The sequence below is a fragment of the Paenibacillus caui genome (assembly GCF_019904135.1).
Classification (GTDB): Bacteria; Bacillota; Bacilli; order Paenibacillales; family Paenibacillaceae; genus Fontibacillus; species Fontibacillus caui.
In genome coordinates this window covers 80,622-96,527 of the sequence record NZ_JAIOGQ010000018.1, presented here as the reverse complement: position 1 = coordinate 96,527, position 15,906 = coordinate 80,622, and the positions used below count along the sequence as shown (strand labels likewise).

Here is a 15,906-nt window from a genome sequence, read left to right as displayed (position 1 = left end):
TCTGGGCCGTGTCTCAGTCCCAGTGTGGCCGTTCACCCTCTCAGGTCGGCTACGCATCGTCGCCTAGGTAGGCCGTTACCCTACCTACTAGCTAATGCGCCGCAGGCCCATCCGTAAGTGACAGATTGCTCCGCCTTTCCCAAGTCCCCCATGCGAGGAACTTGCGTATCCGGTATTAGCTACCGTTTCCGGTAGTTATCCCAGTCTTACGGGCAGGTTGCCTACGTGTTACTCACCCGTCCGCCGCTAACTCTCAAGAGAGCAAGCTCTCCATCAAGTCCGCTCGACTTGCATGTATTAGGCACGCCGCCAGCGTTCGTCCTGAGCCAGGATCAAACTCTCCAATAAGGATGAATAAATCATTCGTGAATATAGCGAAGGATTTTTCATCCAAAGACGGAAGGATCCGCTCACCCAAGGGGAGTGGTATTCCATCTAATGAAAGAGCGATTAGCTCATTTTGAATCTGACGAGATTAGATGAAACTTGAACGAACATTCAAGCCATCCTAAATTCTCTTAAATCCGGATTTTACATCCGTAAAATCCTCTCACTCGTTGTTCAGTTTTCAAAGATCAAACTGTCTTTCGTGCATCACCGCATCTCAGCGGCGACTTAAATAATATATCATATACCAGACTGAGATGCAAGCTTTTTTTATCAGTTTTTTTTCTACCTTCTGATTCGGAATGATAGTATCGCAAATCAGACAGGAATTAGAATATAACACATCACAAGATATAATACAAGCTTTTTTTAATAGCTTGTTGTTCTATGATAATGTCACTATGGGACAGGAGACATTGTTATTGACTAGAACAGAATTGAAGAAGGAAGGAGCATCATCACTCGGTCTTTCAGAAAGGCAAATCATTCGACTTAAGAAAAGGCATCAATCCGGGGAAGGAGTGAAGGGAACTTATCGGAAGAGGCTAATGCAGCGCTGCCCTGCCTGCTACAGAAGCACAATCGCAAGTTTGCGGTCAAACCCAAAAAGACGGAATCGGCCTACATACCGGCAGCTTGGACCCACAAACACGCTCTCGTACAACGGTAACCTCCTACACACTCGCAAGCCTACTCTTTTCGGTTTGATGCGAAAACGACGGTTTCAGATCCGGCAGACATTTGCCGCGAGGTATTGCTATGGCACCAAGGACAAGTACTAGCGTTGACGGTGACGGAGAAGCCCAAACGAAAAAAAGAAGCAATAAAAAAGGCGGACATGCATAGTGACATTTTCTCAGACGATTGACAGCTTTTTTTGAAAAGCGAAACAGGCGAAGCACATGCTCCGCCTGCAGGCTATTGCTATTCCCTCTTCCATCATTGACTGATCCAAGGATTGCGGCGTGATGACTTAGTCTTGCCGGAAGAACTGCGGGATTTGACACCCTTCTGGCCTAACCGATTTTGTCTTTTTCCGCTTCTTTTTTCAGCAGGCGCTGTCGATACTTTAGCTTTTGCCTCTTCGGATTTTGTGCCGATCTCTGCTTGACTATCAGCCTGATGCGTTTCTGACGCCTTTTCGGCACCGGGTTCCGCAAATTTTCTGAAGTAATCATCGGTGCCCGTACCGCCGATAGGGGAAGCAGGAACCACTGTACTCATGGGATTCATTACATTCATCGGCATCCCGTACGGCGAATACGCGGCGTTTGGATACATCATATTAGAGCCATAAGGGGACGCCGGAGCAAACTGCGGAACGTTCGACATAGGCAGCGAGAACGGAGCGTTCTCCTCATAGGCCGGGTAACTGGGAGCTTGAGGAATCCACGTGTTTGGATGGACGTTTACCGGTTCGGCATAGCTGTATGGCATCGAAGCAGGGAACGGAAAAGGCTGATTATTCACAGCCGGCTCTGCATATCCCCCGCAACCGCAGGGCGGCTCATAGTACGGAGCCGGAGCTAAAGCTCCATACGGCGCGGAAACGTTAGGGTCCGGAGCGAACCCTCCAAACGGAGACACGTTAGGTCCCGCAGCAAACGCTCCAAGCGGTGCAGAGACGTTAGGGTCCGGAGTAAACCCTCCAAATGGAGACACGTTAGGTCCCCCAGTAAATGCTCCAAGCGGTGCAGAGACGTTAGGGTCCGGAGCGAACCCTCCAAACGGAGACACGTTAGGTCCCCCAGTAAATGCTCCAAGCGGTGCAGAGACGTTAGGGTCCGGAGCGAACCCTCCAAACGGAGACACGTTAGGTCCCCCAGTAAATGCTCCAAGCGGTGGGGAAACGTTAAGGTCCGATGCAACCGCACCTGGCTGCCAAGAAGGATAAGGGTTGTTCGTAATGCCGGGGTAATTGCCGCTTAAGGATTCGACAGCCGGCATAGTGTTGGTTACGGGTATTTGCGGAAAATCGTAAAAAGATGATACGTTTTCGGACTGCTTTGTGATAGACAAATTTTCAATTGGTTTGATTTCTGGATAGCTGTACGGAGTTTCAGCTGCTATCGGCATTGGAGGATAATCCGTATTATAGACCGGAGGTTTCTCGATGTTGATCTCCGAGTATTGAACTTCATAGTGATAGTCCGGCTTTTTCGCTTCCGGCATAACAGGCATTACAGGAATAGGGATTGCAGGCTGCTCAGGAGCAGGGACTTCGGCTTTTGGCGCAAGCGGAGCAGGAACGGGGACTTCCACGTTTGGCGCAACAGGAGCAGGGGCCTCCTCTTCAGCTTTTGGCGGTGCAGGAGCTTCTGCTTCAGCTTTTGGCGGAACAGGTGCAGGCTTGGGAGCCGTATTTTTTTTCCCGATAGGTGCGACGTTACCTTCCGATTCAGCCCCTATCTGCGGCGCTTGATGCGTGCCCGATGGAATATTTACAACTTCCCCTACCAAAAGAGCATTCGGATTTTTTAACTGCGGATTGGCATCGATCATCGATTTGAGTGAAACTCCCCAGGCTTTGGACAATTTCCAAAGCGAATCGCCCTGCTTAACAACATGTTTATAAACAATGTTGTCATCTCCGGCAACGGGGACAGCCGCCGAAGGGATTTTCACTTTTTCCCCGATCGTCAGAACATCCGGATTGGCAATTTGCGGATTGGCCTCTATCAATGTTTGCAGAGGAACATCATACTTTTTGGACAGTTCATATAAAGTATCTCCCTCTTTTACCATGTGTATCTTCACGCGGCAAAAACCTCCTAATTTCTTCTTAGGGCCGTGATGTTAGCCCGTTTCCCATTGATACATCCTATGCACCTGCCCTGAAATTGTTATCCCTACAGCAAAAAAAATCCTTTCAGGCTCCCGGGACCGGGATTCTGAAAGGATCGCGTGTAAAAGATCTATTCCCAAACTTTTACTCCGTCCTTGTCTACAATGGAGCGGAATTCTTCAAGCAGCTGCAGCGTAATCGGGCCGGCATAGCCTTTGCCGATCGTGCGCCCATCGACTTCTCTTACGGCAATAACCTCGGCCGCAGTTCCTGTCAGGAACACTTCATCCGCAACGTAGACGTCATGCAAGGTGAAAGGCTCTTCCTTCAGCTTGTAGCCTTTTTGCTCGCAGATCTCTATGATTGCCTGACGAGTGATACCCTCAAGCGCACCCAGATAGCAAGGAGGGGTAATAAGCGTTCCATTTTTAACGATAAAAATATTGTCGCCAGACCCTTCCGTCACATAACCCTGGGCGTTCAACATGATCGCTTCGCCTGCGCCGGCCAGATTGGACTGGATTTTGACCAGAATGTTATTCAAATAGTTAAGAGACTTGATCTTCGGATTGAGCGCATCCGGAATGTTTCGGCGTGTAGAGACCGATACGGTTTTAAGGCCTGTCTTGTATGCTTCTTCGGAAAAGATGGCCAGCTGTTCCGCGATAATGATAACGGACGCCTTCTCGCAGCGGTTAGGATCGAGTCCAAGGTTGCCGGGACCGCGGGAAACAATAAGGCGGATATAACCGTTTCTGAGATTATTGCGGCGCAGTGTTTCTACAAGCGCGTCCTGCATTTCCTCGTAGCTCAAAGGGATGTCCAGCATAATGGACTTGGCGGAATCGTACAACCGGTCCAGATGCTCTTTACATTTAAAAATGTTTCCGTTATAAATGCGGATTCCCTCAAAAATACCGTCGCCATACAAAAAACCGTGATCAAAAACGGATACAACCGCTTTATCCTTCGTTACAAATTCACCATCCAAATAGATCGACTGCTCGAACTGCTCTGCCATCTTTTACTGCACCTCCGTTTGTAGTTCCCCATAAGTATAGCTGGGGTAAGAACCCAGTATCCGTACTTGACAGCCCAATGCTTCAATTTCCCCGATCGCCGCATTTAGAAGTATGGAATCTATCTGTTCAAGCACATCCATATAAAAATAATAATTGCCAAGCATCTTCTTGGTCGGCCTGGATTCGATCCGCGACAAGTTCAGCTTGCGCCAGGCAAATGCGGACAGCACCTGGTGAAGGGCTCCCGGAAAGTCCGAAGGCAAAGTAACCAAAATACTCGTCTTTTGTGAAGCTTGCCTGTTCGAGAGCTGGATTGATTCCCTGCCGATCAGCACGAACCGGGTAAAATTGTTGTTGTGGTCTGTTACCTTTTTGGCCAAAATGTCGAGCCCGAAGCGTGCAGCACCAAGCGATGTGCCGATAGCCGTCCAGCCTTCGCCTTCGTGCTTGGCCACACTTTCAATCGCTTCGGCAGTGCTTCCCACATTCTCCAATTCGGCCTGCGGCATGTGCGAACGGATAAACTGCTGACACTGCGCCATGGCTACAGGATGGGAGAGGACACGCTTTATTTTGCTAAAATCAACGTTTCCCTCTGTACCAACCTCCGACTTTCGCCCAATCAAATTCTGGATAGAAGGATACACCCACTCCAGCTGCATCGGAATGTCAACCTCATGCACCAGCCAATCCATGTGCAGACTTACCGAACCTTCAATCGTATTCTCAACCGGAATTACGCTAAAGTCGACATCCCCGTTCACCGCAGACAAAAACACATCGGATATTTGCTTGTGGTGCACAAGTTCCACCGGCTCTTCTCCGAACAGATACAAGACTGCTTCGTGGGAGACCGTCCCCTCCGGCAGCAGTGCAATTCTTTTCATCTGACTTCCCCTTTACTGTGATCCAAGTAGAAACGGCTTCCGACACCGACCCGAATCGCCCGTTTCCATAAAAAGATTAATGCTTTACACAAGGCTCTCCGCTGCAAAAGGAATCTTCTCTTCAGGCAGCAGCTTCCGTACCCCTTCGGTACTCGGCGAAAGCCAGAGCATTTTGGCGCTGATGCCGTGATCCGCAAGCACATTCTGCAAAAAGGCCGCAAGCTCGTCGCGACGCCCGGCACCGCGTTCTGTGAGTGCAAGCAGCGTCGGTCCCGCCCCGCTGAGCGCGGCGCCCAGCGCCCCGTGATCGGTCGCTTCCTCCAGAATCCGCTCCATTCCCGGAATGAGCGGAGCCCGATACGGCTGGTGCATTCTGTCACGCATCGCAGCAGCAATGAGATCAAGTCTGCCCGCAGCAAGAGCCCCGGTAAGCAGCGAAGCTCTGCTCACATTGAATACGGCGTCTTCCATGGTGATCCGGTCCGGCAGCACCTGCCGCGCTTTTGCCGTTGACAGCTGAAATGACGGAATGGCAACCAGCACCTCAAGATCGGCCGGAGGTTCTATCCGTACATGATTGGCGGAGCTCCCGTCCCATACCGCGGAAATAATGCCGCCAAACAGGGAAGCTCCTACATTGTCCGGATGCTTCTCCAGCGCAGTAGCCATTTCAAACAGCTTTTCTGCGGACAAGGGGGCGCCGATCAGTTCATTGGCCGCATACAGAGCGCCGACAATCGCCGAAGCGCTGCTGCCCAGCCCCCGAGCAAGCGGAATTTCCGAAGCCATCGAAATCTCCAGCTCCGGAACGGAAACGCCCGCTTCATCGAATACCTTCTGGGCTACTTCATAAATCAAATTGCTCTTGTCTTTGGCCACTCCTTTCATCTCTTCACCATACAGGCGGAAGACGGTCTTTGGAGCAGGCTTCAACTCGAGCCAGGCAAACAATGAAAGAGCCATGCCAAGCGTATCAAAACCGGGTCCCAGATTTGCCGTACTGGCCGGCACCTTAACGCGGACCCCTTCTAAATTGATCATACGCCTTTACCTTCCAGTTTGGCAATGGCAGCCATTACCGCTTCTTCAGAATCCTTCACGACGAGCGGTTCGCCTCCGATGCTCTTGATGGCAATGTTCGGATCCTTGAGTCCATGTCCGGTAAGAACGCAAACAACGGTCTCGCCGCCTTTGAAATAGCCTTCCCGCTTCAGTTTGTAAACGCCGGCTACCGAAGCCGCGGAAGCAGGCTCTGCAAAAATACCCTCGCGCGAAGCGATAGTACGGTAAGCGCTCAAAATCTCTTCGTCGGTCACGTAATTGATTTGACCGCCGGATTCATCGGCAGCCGCCACGGCCGTCTTCCAACTGGCCGGGTTGCCGATCCGGATCGCCGTAGCGACCGTTTCCGGCTCCAGAATCGGTTCGCCCTTCACAATGGCCATGGCGCCCTCCGCTTCAAATCCAGCCATGCGGGGAAGAGAAGCGACTTTCCCTTTGGCATGATACTCTTTAAAGCCTTTCCAGTAGGCGGAAATGTTGCCGGCGTTTCCGACCGGAATCGCCAGCACGTCCGGCGCCTTGCCAAGCTGGTCGCACACTTCGAATGCAGCCGTCTTCTGTCCTTCGATCCGGTACGGATTGACGGAATTGACGAGCGTAATCGGATGCTTGGCGGTAATTTCCCTTACAATTTCAAGCGCCCGGTCGAAATTGCCTTCAATCGCGATGACTTTGGCTCCATAGATCATCGCCTGAGCGAGCTTTCCAAGCGCAATGTTGTTGTTCGGAATCAGAACAATACAGTTCAGCCCCGATCTTGCGGCATATGCCGCGGCAGCGGCAGACGTGTTGCCCGTAGAAGCGCACATAATCGTCCGGCTGCCTTCTTCGATCGCTTTGGCTACCGCCATCACCATGCCGCGGTCCTTGAAGCTTCCGGTTGGATTCAGCCCTTCGTATTTGAAATACAAATCCAGACCGAGCTCTTCCGAAAGGTTCTCCGCGCGGACAAGAGGAGTATTCCCTTCCTGCAGCGTCAACATCGGTGTGTGCTCCGTAACAGGCAAATATTCTTTATAAGTTTGCAGCAACCCTTGATACCTCATCTTTTTCTCCAGCTCCTCTATATATATTGCGATAGTTCCCCTGTCAAGACCCTTCTTCTTTAGCCTTCCACACGGTATATGCTCTTGATGCGTCTGATGACATCCAACGATTCGAAATAATTGATCACCTTGTTTAAGCTCGCCTTGCTCGCGCTATGCGTAACAATCATAATTTCCGCGCCCGGCTGCTGTTCATTCGGCGTTTGGATCACGGAATCCAGACTGACGTCATATTCGGCAAAAATCTGGGTAATCCGGGCAAGCACTCCCGCCTTATCGTCCACTTGGAGCAGCAGGAAGTTTTTATAGAAAATTTGCTCGTCGCTCTTCAGCTTTTTGGGCTTATAAGGCGCAATCGCTTTAACACCGTTAACCCCCAGCTTCATGTTCTTGATCACGGCTACAAGGTCGGCCACAACCGAGGTTGCCGTCGGCAATTCGCCTGCGCCCGCTCCATAGAACATGGTCTCTCCGACAGCCTCTCCATATACATACACGGCGTTATATACGCCGTTCACCGACGCTATCGGGTGGGAAGATTTCACCATGGTTGGCTGAACGCTGATTGAAAACTCTTCGCCATCCCGCTCGGCGATGCCAAGAAGCTTCATTTCATACCCAAGCTGCTTCGCATAAGCGATATCTTCCTTCGAAACGCTGGAGATGCCGCGTACGCTGACATCACGAAGCTCTACATTGGAGCGGAAGCCCAATGTTCCCAGTATGGCCATTTTTCTCGCCGCATCCAGACCTTCAACGTCGGAAGTAGGGTCAGCTTCGGCATAGCCAAGCTGCTGCGCTTCCGCCAGCACGTCTTCATAAGAAGCTCCTTCCTGGCTCATTTTGGTCAGTATGTAGTTCGTCGTTCCGTTGACGATGCCTACAATTTTCATAATGCGGTCCGAAGAGAAGCCTTCAATCAGCGTACGGATAATCGGAATCCCGCCCGCCACGCTCGCTTCATAAAATACGTCGCACTGGTGCTCAAGCGCCTTGGCCAATATTTCGCTGCCGTAAAGCGCCATGAGATCTTTATTGGCCGTAATAATATGTTTTCCTCGTTCCAAAGCTTCGAGCAGATACGGCTTTGTTTCTTCGACTCCGCCCATCACTTCGACGATGACATCGATATCGGGATGACGTATAACCTCCCAAGGGTCCTGGGTCAGTTTGTCTTTGTCCACGTTAATGCTACGGGACTTGCTTATATTCTTTACTGCAATTTTCTCAATTACGATCGGTGAACCTACCTGGCTGCTCAAATCTTCCTGATGCCCTTCCACAATGCGTACAACGCCAGTACCAACGGTACCGAGGCCAAGCAGACCCACTTTAATTGCTTTCAAAAAGATCCCCTCCCAATCATCCTATCTTCTCTCATTATGAATAGAAAATTTCGTTGCTTAAAGATCAGCGAACAGCCTAAAGCCGGCCCGGCTAACCCTGCCCGACGATTTGAACTTTCTTCACCCCGGGAACTCCGCGAAGCTTTCCGAGCAGATCGTCCAATTCTTCCGTAAGCCTCGAAGTCTCGACAGAGATTACCACATTGGCTACTCCCTGCAGCGGGATACTCTGATTGATGGTCAGCACATTCCCGCCAAAGCTGGCCACAAGCGCCAGCATTTGGGAGAGAATTCCCGATCTGTGCTCCAGGTCAAGCGATACCGTCACGATTTGGTCACGTTCAAGCTGGTTCAGAAGATGGATTCCGTCTTTATATTTATAAAATGCGCTGCGGCTTAATCCTATCTGCTCTACAGCCTCGTGAACAGTCTTTACATTGCCGCTCGCCAGCAGCTGCTTCACCTGGAGTGTCTTGAGTACCGCTTCCGGCAAAATATCTTCCCGGATCAGATAATAACGTTCCCGCAAGGGCGTCCTCTCCTTAAAGACTATTGTATTCATATTGTGGACATTATAACTTATACATCCCATGTAAGCAATAGAAATCGGCCTAAATTCATTTCCGCATAAAAAAAAGGATGTCCGCAGTCCCCGAACCTCGAACTGCAGACATCCCCGTCTTAATAATAGTAACTGCTGCCTTCCACAAATTCGAACTCAAAATCCCCGATCCGGACGATGGTTCCGTCCGTAGCCCCGCGTTTTCTGAGCTCGTCGTCGATCCCCATATGGCGCATCGTCCGGGCGAGCTTCAGAATCGCGTCATGCGAATTGAGCTGCATCCGCTTCATCATCCGCTCGATTCGCGGACTTTGAACGACGAACGCTTCATTATCCCGGGTAATGGTGAAGCTGTTGTCAACCTGTTTATCCAGCTTGTATATTTTCCGCTCGTTAAGCGTTTCGACTTCTTCAATCGCCGGCGCTTCCGGTATTTCGTCCAGCAAATCGGCCGTTTTATAAAGCAGCTCCTGCACGCCGTCACGGGTAAGCGATGAGATCGGCATGATCATAAGTTCCGGGCGCACTGCTGCGATTTTCTCGCGGAAAGCTTCCAAATGTTCCGCCGCTTCCGGCATATCCATCTTGTTGGCCGCTACAATCTGCGGGCGTTTCTCCAGATCCGCGTTATACAGCTTCAGTTCCTCGTTAATCTTAACCCAATCCTCAAACGGATCGCGGCCTTCGGAACCGGCCATATCCACGACATGAACAATAACTCTCGTCCGCTCGACATGTCGCAAAAATTCATGTCCAAGCCCAACGCCTTCATGAGCGCCTTCGATCAATCCGGGGAGATCGGCCATGACAAAGCTCCGTCCCTCTCCAACTTCAACCACGCCAAGATTTGGCGTAATCGTTGTAAAATGATACGCGCCGATTTTTGGCCTTGCAGCCGAAACGACCGAGAGCAGCGTCGATTTGCCTACGCTGGGGAAGCCGACCAGGCCGACATCGGCCATAACCTTCAGCTCGAGAATAATCCAGCGTTCTTCGCCTTCTTCTCCATTCTCGGCCAGTTCCGGAGCCGGATTGTTCGGCGTCGCAAAACGGATATTCCCCCGTCCGCCCCGTCCGCCGCGGGCCACAACGACCTGCTGGCCGTGCCGGGTCATATCCGCCAGAACTTCCCCGCTCTCTTCATCGATAATAACCGTACCCGGAGGAATCCGCACGATCATATCTTCGGCCCCTGCTCCATGCTGGCTCTTGTTGCGGCCTTTTTCCCCGCGCTGCGCCTTGAAATGGCGCTGGTACCGAAAATCCATTAGCGTGCGCAGGCCCTCGTCTACGCGAAAAATAACGTCGCCGCCCCGTCCGCCGTCGCCGCCGGCCGGCCCGCCTTCAGGCACGTATTTCTCCCGCCTGAACGCAACGATGCCGTCGCCGCCGTCGCCGCCTTTTACATAAATTTTGGCTTTATCTACAAACATGCTTTCACCTCGTTTAAATTTCCGCACGGCATGCGGAGTTCATATGCCTTGGGCAGGGCTGCATCCTTCGCATAAATTCGTTTGCCGCGAGTAGCCTTCTCCACATTTCGTCTGAGCGTATCCTGATTTCCGGAATTGCCATCCTGTTCAAAGCGGACAACAACTTCGCCGCCTTCCCGGTAAATGGACATCGTAAGCCCAATGATCTCGCCCCACGACGAGCGTCCTCCAAACTGGAAGGCACGTATAGTCTCCATAATCGTTTCGGCGAGCTCTTCAGCCGCCTGACGATCCATCAATTTTCCCAGCTCCAGCTCTTCTTCGATCCTGATTTCAAGCTGCACCGATTTGTTCATTTCCCGGAAAGACTGCAAATAAAAGACGAGCGAGGGAATACCCAGCTTCGAAATTTTGCTCTCCGCAGCCATCCGTTCCCTTATTCTATCCAAACAGCTGAGCAGTTTATCATGCTTGCCAAGCTGAACATATCCGTAAAGAATTTGCAGATCATTCATCCAGTCGTGCCGATGATGTCCGAGTGTCGCAGAGGCTGCACGTTGGAAAGATTCCAGCAAACGGAGCTTCTCCTGCTCCTGCTGTTTGCGGGAATAGGCAACATATCCAACTACAACAGCAAGCACCCATACGCACAGCAGCAAGTATACACCCACTGATTTGTTGAAATAAAACAATACCAGGGGAACGAGCAGCAGGACTCCGGCTGCGATCGTCACTGATTTACGATCTTTCATGAGTTATCTCAATCCTCTACGTATTTTTACATTCCTGTCCAACTTACAACAGTATAACATAAAGTAACATTTTCCATGAGGCATGAGCTCTATACTTCAAAAAAAATCCCCGGCATACTGCCGGGGATTTCCGATCCGTTAAGGCTTCTTAAGCTTCCACTGCAGCCGCTACAGGAGCGACTTCAACAGGGTACACGCTCACTTTCTTGCGATCGCGGCCCCAACGTTCAAATTTCACTACACCGTCCACTTTCGCGAACAATGTATCGTCCTTGCCGATGCCAACGTTGGTTCCTGGGTGAATTTTCGTACCGCGTTGACGCACGAGAATGCTTCCGCCAGTAACCAGCTGTCCGTCAGCACGTTTCACGCCAAGGCGTTTCGCGATGCTGTCACGGCCGTTCTTTGTGGAACCTACACCTTTTTTGGACGCGAACAACTGAAGATCCAATTTCAACATGTTTGGTCAACCTCCTTCTTTAATTAGTCTTGGTCGAATCTTCTATCTTAATATACTTTCCGTATGACTTCTCAATAGTCCGAAGCATGACGACCAGCGAAGACAGAAGCAGCTCCGCCTTTTCCTTTGCCTCCACAGGGAATGAAAGCGGAAGATCGGCGCTTAAAAAGCCGTTCTTCATACGTGCATTCATCGCAATACCGGTCAACTCTTCCACTGCATTCACCGTTCCAACGGTAACGGCCGATACACCAGCGCAAACAATATCCCGTCCTGCCTTGGCGAAATTGGCATGGCCTTCAATCTTAAATCCGGTTACGGACCTTTGCTCGTCGCGTTTGATGGTCACGATAATCAATTACCGCACCTTCTTACGCCTGGATTTTCTCGATAGTCACCTTCGTGTACGGTTGACGATGACCTTGCTTTTTATGGTAGTTCTTCTTAGGTTTGTATTTAAATACAACCACCTTTTGGCCTTTGCCGTGACGATCGACTTTCGCCGTTACACTTGCGCCGGATACCAAAGGGGATCCTGCTACCAAACCGTTATCTTTGGAAACAGCCAATACACGGTCGAAAGTTACAGTTTCTCCATCAGCTGCGTTCAGCTTCTCGATGTAGAGAACGTCTCCTTCTTGAACACGGTATTGTTTGCCACCAGTTTCGATAATTGCGTACATTGCTTGCACCTCCTCATGTCTCAGACTCGCCTAATCCAGGTGACGCCAACTTGCAGACGCTCTTGTGACCCGACCGGAGCGGTTACAGCATGTGTACAAGCATTACTTGACACACATACTTTTGTATTCTAACACGGCTTTTCAAATAAATCAACTATGGTTTTAGAATTTTGTCGCTGTCTGAAACCTTTGATCCACGCTTTCCCGCATTTTTTTGCGGGTCATTTCGAGCAGTCCGAGCTTGGTCCATCCCATGATATGATGCTGCGTCCGGTCGCTTCGCATGCAGATCTGCAGCCGGTTCAGCACTTCGGTCCGGTGCTCCTCAAGCTCCATATCGATAAAATCAATAATAATAATGCCGCCGACATCGCGAACCCGAAGCAATCGGGCAATTTCTTCGGCTGCCTGAAGATTGGTACTGAATACCGTATTCTCCAGAGAATCTGTGCCGATATATTTCCCGGTATTAACGTCCACTACGTTCAGCGCTTCGGTCTGGTCCCATACCAGATATCCGCCGCCAGGCAGCCACACTTTTCTCTGAAAATCCTTATCCAGCTGCTGCTTCACACCATATGCTTCAAACAGCGGGGTTTGCGACCTGTGAATCCGGATCTGCGGTTTTCTCCCCGCCGCTATATGGTCCAGAAAGAGGCCGGCTTCCTCAGCCTGATCCGGGCAGTCCATCAGCAGTTCGTCCGACAGCGGGCTGAATACATCCCTCATCAGGCGTTGTACCATGCTCAGATCGCTATGTAGCAATGCGGGGGCAGGAAGAGTTTGCGCTTTAAGTTCAATGGCCGCCCATTGCCTGCGCAGCATATTCAGATCCTCTTCGATCACCCTTTGTTCCTGATCCTCTACGATAGTTCGAAAAATCAACCCCTCTTCTTCGGTACGCAGCTCTTCTCCTATATACTTCAACCGATTTCGTTCAGATTCGCGTTCGATCTTCTTGGAAACCGCAACATAACCGGCTGTAGGCATATATACAAGAAGCCGACCCGGGAGGGAATAATGCGTTGTAACCCGCGCCCCCTTCGTCCCCATCGCGTCCTTCGTCACCTGTACGACTACTTCCTGTCCAGGCACCAGCAATTCCGTAATAGAAGGTTTGATCTTCGGTTGTTTCTCCAAATGAGGGGGGAGGACGTCATCGATGTACAGAAAAGCATTTCTCTTTTGCCCAATATCGACAAAAGCAGCCTGCATTCCGGGAATTACATTGGCTACACGTCCTTTAAAAATACTGCCCACAATTTCTCTCTCATCCGATCGTTCAACGGCGTATTCCACCAGCCGACCGTCTTCCAGCAGCGCCATCTCGGCAGAACCGGGTTCGTAATGCACCATCATTTGTTTCATGCTTTCACCTCTGCTTCCGCTCTGGCAAGGAACGATGACCAGAGCCGCCCCCTGGAAATGATGGCAGTTGCCCGATCATCCATCCTTGCAGGAACCCATGCCGCTTCTTCATTTCAATTAATTTCCAAAAAACACACTCGTTCATTATATCATGAGGGCGGCCTCTTCAGAGCTCCGGATGTCCGGAAAGATAAGAGGCGATGATTCTTTGTTCGGGAACAATTCCCATCAATTCTCCCTTGACATTCATAACATAGACGAAATGATATTTTTCTCTCTTAAGTAGACGCAAGATTGCGTCCAAAGGTTTCGCTTCATCGGCAACAATCGGCTGGGCTTTTTTTGCCGCTTGCAGTTGTTTGGAAAAAGTACGTTGTCTGCCAATCAGAAACCGGATAAACCGGAACGGAATATGGCCGTGGTCCACCAGATTGGAATACAGCAAGAAGATGCCGACCATCAGCAAATTAAGCTGAATTCCCTGCCCTAGGACGAGCGGGTGAAGGGAATATACAGTGAGAAGCCCGCTGAAAAACACGCTGATCCGCGAGGACCACAGCAGCGTGGAATGATAAGGAATGAAGAGGCTGCATAGGGACTGACAGATTCTGCCCCCGTCAAGCGGAAGAATGGGAAGCAGATTGAACAATACGATCAGCAGATTCGATTCTATAAAATAGGTCAGAGACGGCCCGTCCCACCATTCGAACAGATGCAGCAGCAGGGCCATTCCCGCAAGAATGATGTTTTGCAGGGGTCCGGCCAGGGCAATCGCTATTTCTTTCTTCGCAGTCAGATATCCATTCTCTTCCATTACCGCGACACCCCCAAAGGGCAGCAGCTCTATGGACAGAACGGTTACCCCAAGCATTCTGGCGGCGGCCGCATGACCTAGCTCATGAACAAATACGATTCCGAACAGCACAATCAGTTCTGCAAAATGGCCGGTAAAGACGGAGGTAAGCATGACAATAACAAACAAGGGGTGAAAAGAAACCGGTATGCCGGCAAGCTTAATCAAGCGGCACCACTTCTGACGGATCGAGATAAAGGCCATCTTTTTTCATTGCAAAATAAAGCGTATCCGAACCGCTTGACTTCCCCGTGTAAATGCTGCCAACCGTTTCTCCGCCTTCAAGCCAGTCGCCTTTGGTCACGGAAACTTCCGACAGACGCCCGTAAACGGAGACATAGCCTCCGCTGTGCTGGACAACTACGGTTCTCCCTGTTAAGGCATCATTGCTGACATCGGTAACCCGCCCCGTCTCCACGCATTTGATTTCCTGGCTTCCGCTTGAATCCTGATCGGGCATAATCTCAACCCCTTTCAGGCTTACGGCAAATCCTTCCGCAAGCGTTCCCTGAACGGGAGCGGTAAACCCGCGGGAGCTTTGGACAAGCTGCTGCGGCTCATCCTTTCTGCCGAAGATGGGAATAAAGCTTGGAGCGCCTCCGAAATTGCGCTCATACCACGCTTCCACCGCCTGAAAGTCCATTTCCTTGTTCAGGGAGTCGGCAACAAAGCTGCGGATGGGCGAAGACCAGGGAGGCTGATAGCGGTGAATGCCCCATAAAATCCCGAAGACAACAGCGCTTGCTAACGTTCTTACCAGCAATGTCCGAAAAAAGGATCCGCCGGAAACCGGTTCGGATGGAAACGGCGGTTTTCCCGGCGAAAGCACGCCCTCTTCACGCCATAAACCGCGGCCTTGTTTCCATAAGAGCTCGGGATCCCTCTCCTCTGTCTGCCAAGGCGAAGGCGGCAGGGTCTTGTCGTGCATCTTTCTCTCGTGCTCATGATGAGGCGCTTCAGACGGCGCCGGGCGCTCCGGCGAAGACTCGCTCCCGAGGAGCTCCCTAATCCGCTCTACGCGGCGTTTTTTCGCATTGGATTCAACATTCATAATGTACCTTCCCCTCTTCCCGCGCGAAGAAACCGGCAGCAGGAGATGAACCGGCTGTCCCATATCTCCCGGGGCTTGTTCGCTACATTTTATGAGCTTGCCGAAGGGAATATGAACAAGCTCCCAGGAATAAAGGCAACAGAAAAAGGGCGCCCTCCAAAGCCGCTGCTGCGGCCCTCAGGCACCCTCGATACCGTTATTATTCAGAT

The 15,906-nt window shown here is 51.0% G+C and carries 15 protein-coding genes, 1 rRNA gene and 1 other annotated feature; all 16 genes read right to left on the bottom strand.

Features of this window, described 5'->3' with window-relative positions; genetic code table 11:
• Positions 1 to 348 (bottom strand): 16S ribosomal RNA (locus K7397_RS12450); the annotation flags it as partial.
• Positions 349 to 1,326: 978 nt separating this feature from the next.
• Positions 1,327 to 3,144, bottom strand: coding sequence for a LysM peptidoglycan-binding domain-containing protein (locus K7397_RS12445; RefSeq protein ID WP_223068284.1), 1,818 nt, complete (start codon positions 3,142 to 3,144; stop codon positions 1,327 to 1,329).
• 158 nt (positions 3,145 to 3,302) lie between these two features.
• Positions 3,303 to 4,193, bottom strand: coding sequence for a branched-chain-amino-acid transaminase (gene ilvE / locus K7397_RS12440; protein ID WP_223068283.1), 891 nt, complete (start codon positions 4,191 to 4,193; stop codon positions 3,303 to 3,305).
• A 3-nt stretch (positions 4,194 to 4,196) separates the two neighbouring features.
• Positions 4,197 to 5,081: a prephenate dehydratase gene (pheA, locus tag K7397_RS12435; RefSeq protein ID WP_223068282.1), complete on the bottom strand. Its 885-nt coding sequence runs from the start codon at positions 5,079 to 5,081 to the stop codon at positions 4,197 to 4,199.
• A gap of 84 nt (positions 5,082 to 5,165) precedes the next feature.
• Positions 5,166 to 6,122 carry a homoserine kinase gene (thrB, locus tag K7397_RS12430; RefSeq protein ID WP_223068281.1) on the bottom strand — a complete coding sequence of 319 codons (957 nt, stop codon included), beginning with the start codon at positions 6,120 to 6,122 and terminating at the stop codon, positions 5,166 to 5,168.
• On the bottom strand, positions 6,119 to 7,189 hold the full coding sequence (gene thrC / locus K7397_RS12425; protein WP_223068280.1) for a threonine synthase: 1,071 nt from the start codon (positions 7,187 to 7,189) through the stop codon (positions 6,119 to 6,121). The genes thrB and thrC overlap by 4 nt, the downstream gene beginning before the upstream one ends.
• Before the next feature lie 59 nt (positions 7,190 to 7,248).
• On the bottom strand, positions 7,249 to 8,535 hold the full coding sequence (locus tag K7397_RS12420; protein ID WP_223068279.1) for a homoserine dehydrogenase: 1,287 nt from the start codon (positions 8,533 to 8,535) through the stop codon (positions 7,249 to 7,251).
• 91 nt (positions 8,536 to 8,626) lie between these two features.
• Positions 8,627 to 9,064: an ACT domain-containing protein gene (locus K7397_RS12415; protein ID WP_223068278.1), complete on the bottom strand. Its 438-nt coding sequence runs from the start codon at positions 9,062 to 9,064 to the stop codon at positions 8,627 to 8,629.
• Between the two features lie 152 nt (positions 9,065 to 9,216).
• Positions 9,217 to 10,530, bottom strand: coding sequence for a GTPase ObgE (obgE, locus tag K7397_RS12410; RefSeq protein WP_223068277.1), 1,314 nt, complete (start codon positions 10,528 to 10,530; stop codon positions 9,217 to 9,219).
• A complete protein-coding gene (locus K7397_RS12405) occupies positions 10,521 to 11,282 on the bottom strand; it encodes a Spo0B domain-containing protein (protein WP_223068276.1) in 762 nt (253 codons plus the stop codon). The genes obgE and K7397_RS12405 overlap by 10 nt, the downstream gene beginning before the upstream one ends.
• 148 nt (positions 11,283 to 11,430) lie before the next feature.
• A complete protein-coding gene (gene rpmA, locus K7397_RS12400) occupies positions 11,431 to 11,742 on the bottom strand; it encodes a 50S ribosomal protein L27 (protein WP_223068275.1) in 312 nt (103 codons plus the stop codon).
• Between the two features lie 19 nt (positions 11,743 to 11,761).
• Entirely contained in the window at positions 11,762 to 12,100 is a 339-nt protein-coding gene (locus tag K7397_RS12395) for a ribosomal-processing cysteine protease Prp (protein ID WP_223068274.1), read from the bottom strand.
• Between the two features lie 13 nt (positions 12,101 to 12,113).
• Positions 12,114 to 12,425, bottom strand: a complete 312-nt coding sequence (gene rplU / locus K7397_RS12390) for a 50S ribosomal protein L21 (RefSeq protein ID WP_223068273.1) — start codon at positions 12,423 to 12,425, stop codon at positions 12,114 to 12,116.
• A 12-nt stretch (positions 12,426 to 12,437) separates the two neighbouring features.
• Positions 12,438 to 12,519 (bottom strand) — a sequence feature (ribosomal protein L21 leader region).
• A 68-nt stretch (positions 12,520 to 12,587) separates the two neighbouring features.
• The gene (locus K7397_RS12385; RefSeq protein WP_223068272.1) at positions 12,588 to 13,793 is read right to left on the bottom strand and encodes an Rne/Rng family ribonuclease; all 1,206 of its coding nucleotides are present in this window, start codon (positions 13,791 to 13,793) and stop codon (positions 12,588 to 12,590) included.
• A 166-nt stretch (positions 13,794 to 13,959) separates the two neighbouring features.
• Complete coding sequence (locus K7397_RS12380; protein WP_223068271.1) at positions 13,960 to 14,814, bottom strand: M50 family metallopeptidase; 855 nt, start codon at positions 14,812 to 14,814, stop codon at positions 13,960 to 13,962.
• Positions 14,807 to 15,697, bottom strand: coding sequence for a M23 family metallopeptidase (locus tag K7397_RS12375; protein ID WP_237690875.1), 891 nt, complete (start codon positions 15,695 to 15,697; stop codon positions 14,807 to 14,809). Before K7397_RS12375 ends, K7397_RS12380 begins: the two co-directional genes overlap by 8 nt.
• Positions 15,698 to 15,906 lie beyond the last annotated feature (209 nt).

Bases quoted from the DNA above. Each gene is read 5' to 3' on its own strand.
- thrC (WP_223068280.1), bottom strand. From the start codon at position 7,189: ATGAGGTATCAAGGGTTGCTGCAAACTTATAAAGAATATTTGCCTGTT.
- rplU (WP_223068273.1), bottom strand. From the start codon at position 12,425: ATGTACGCAATTATCGAAACTGGTGGCAAACAATACCGTGTTCAAGAA.
- K7397_RS12385 (WP_223068272.1), bottom strand. From the start codon at position 13,793: ATGAAACAAATGATGGTGCATTACGAACCCGGTTCTGCCGAGATGGCG.
- K7397_RS12375 (WP_237690875.1), bottom strand. From the start codon at position 15,697: ATGAATGTTGAATCCAATGCGAAAAAACGCCGCGTAGAGCGGATTAGG.
- thrB (WP_223068281.1), bottom strand. From the start codon at position 6,122: ATGATCAATTTAGAAGGGGTCCGCGTTAAGGTGCCGGCCAGTACGGCA.
- rpmA (WP_223068275.1), bottom strand. From the start codon at position 11,742: ATGTTGAAATTGGATCTTCAGTTGTTCGCGTCCAAAAAAGGTGTAGGT.
- ilvE (WP_223068283.1), bottom strand. From the start codon at position 4,193: ATGGCAGAGCAGTTCGAGCAGTCGATCTATTTGGATGGTGAATTTGTA.
- K7397_RS12405 (WP_223068276.1), bottom strand. From the start codon at position 11,282: ATGAAAGATCGTAAATCAGTGACGATCGCAGCCGGAGTCCTGCTGCTC.
- obgE (WP_223068277.1), bottom strand. From the start codon at position 10,530: ATGTTTGTAGATAAAGCCAAAATTTATGTAAAAGGCGGCGACGGCGGC.
- pheA (WP_223068282.1), bottom strand. From the start codon at position 5,081: ATGAAAAGAATTGCACTGCTGCCGGAGGGGACGGTCTCCCACGAAGCA.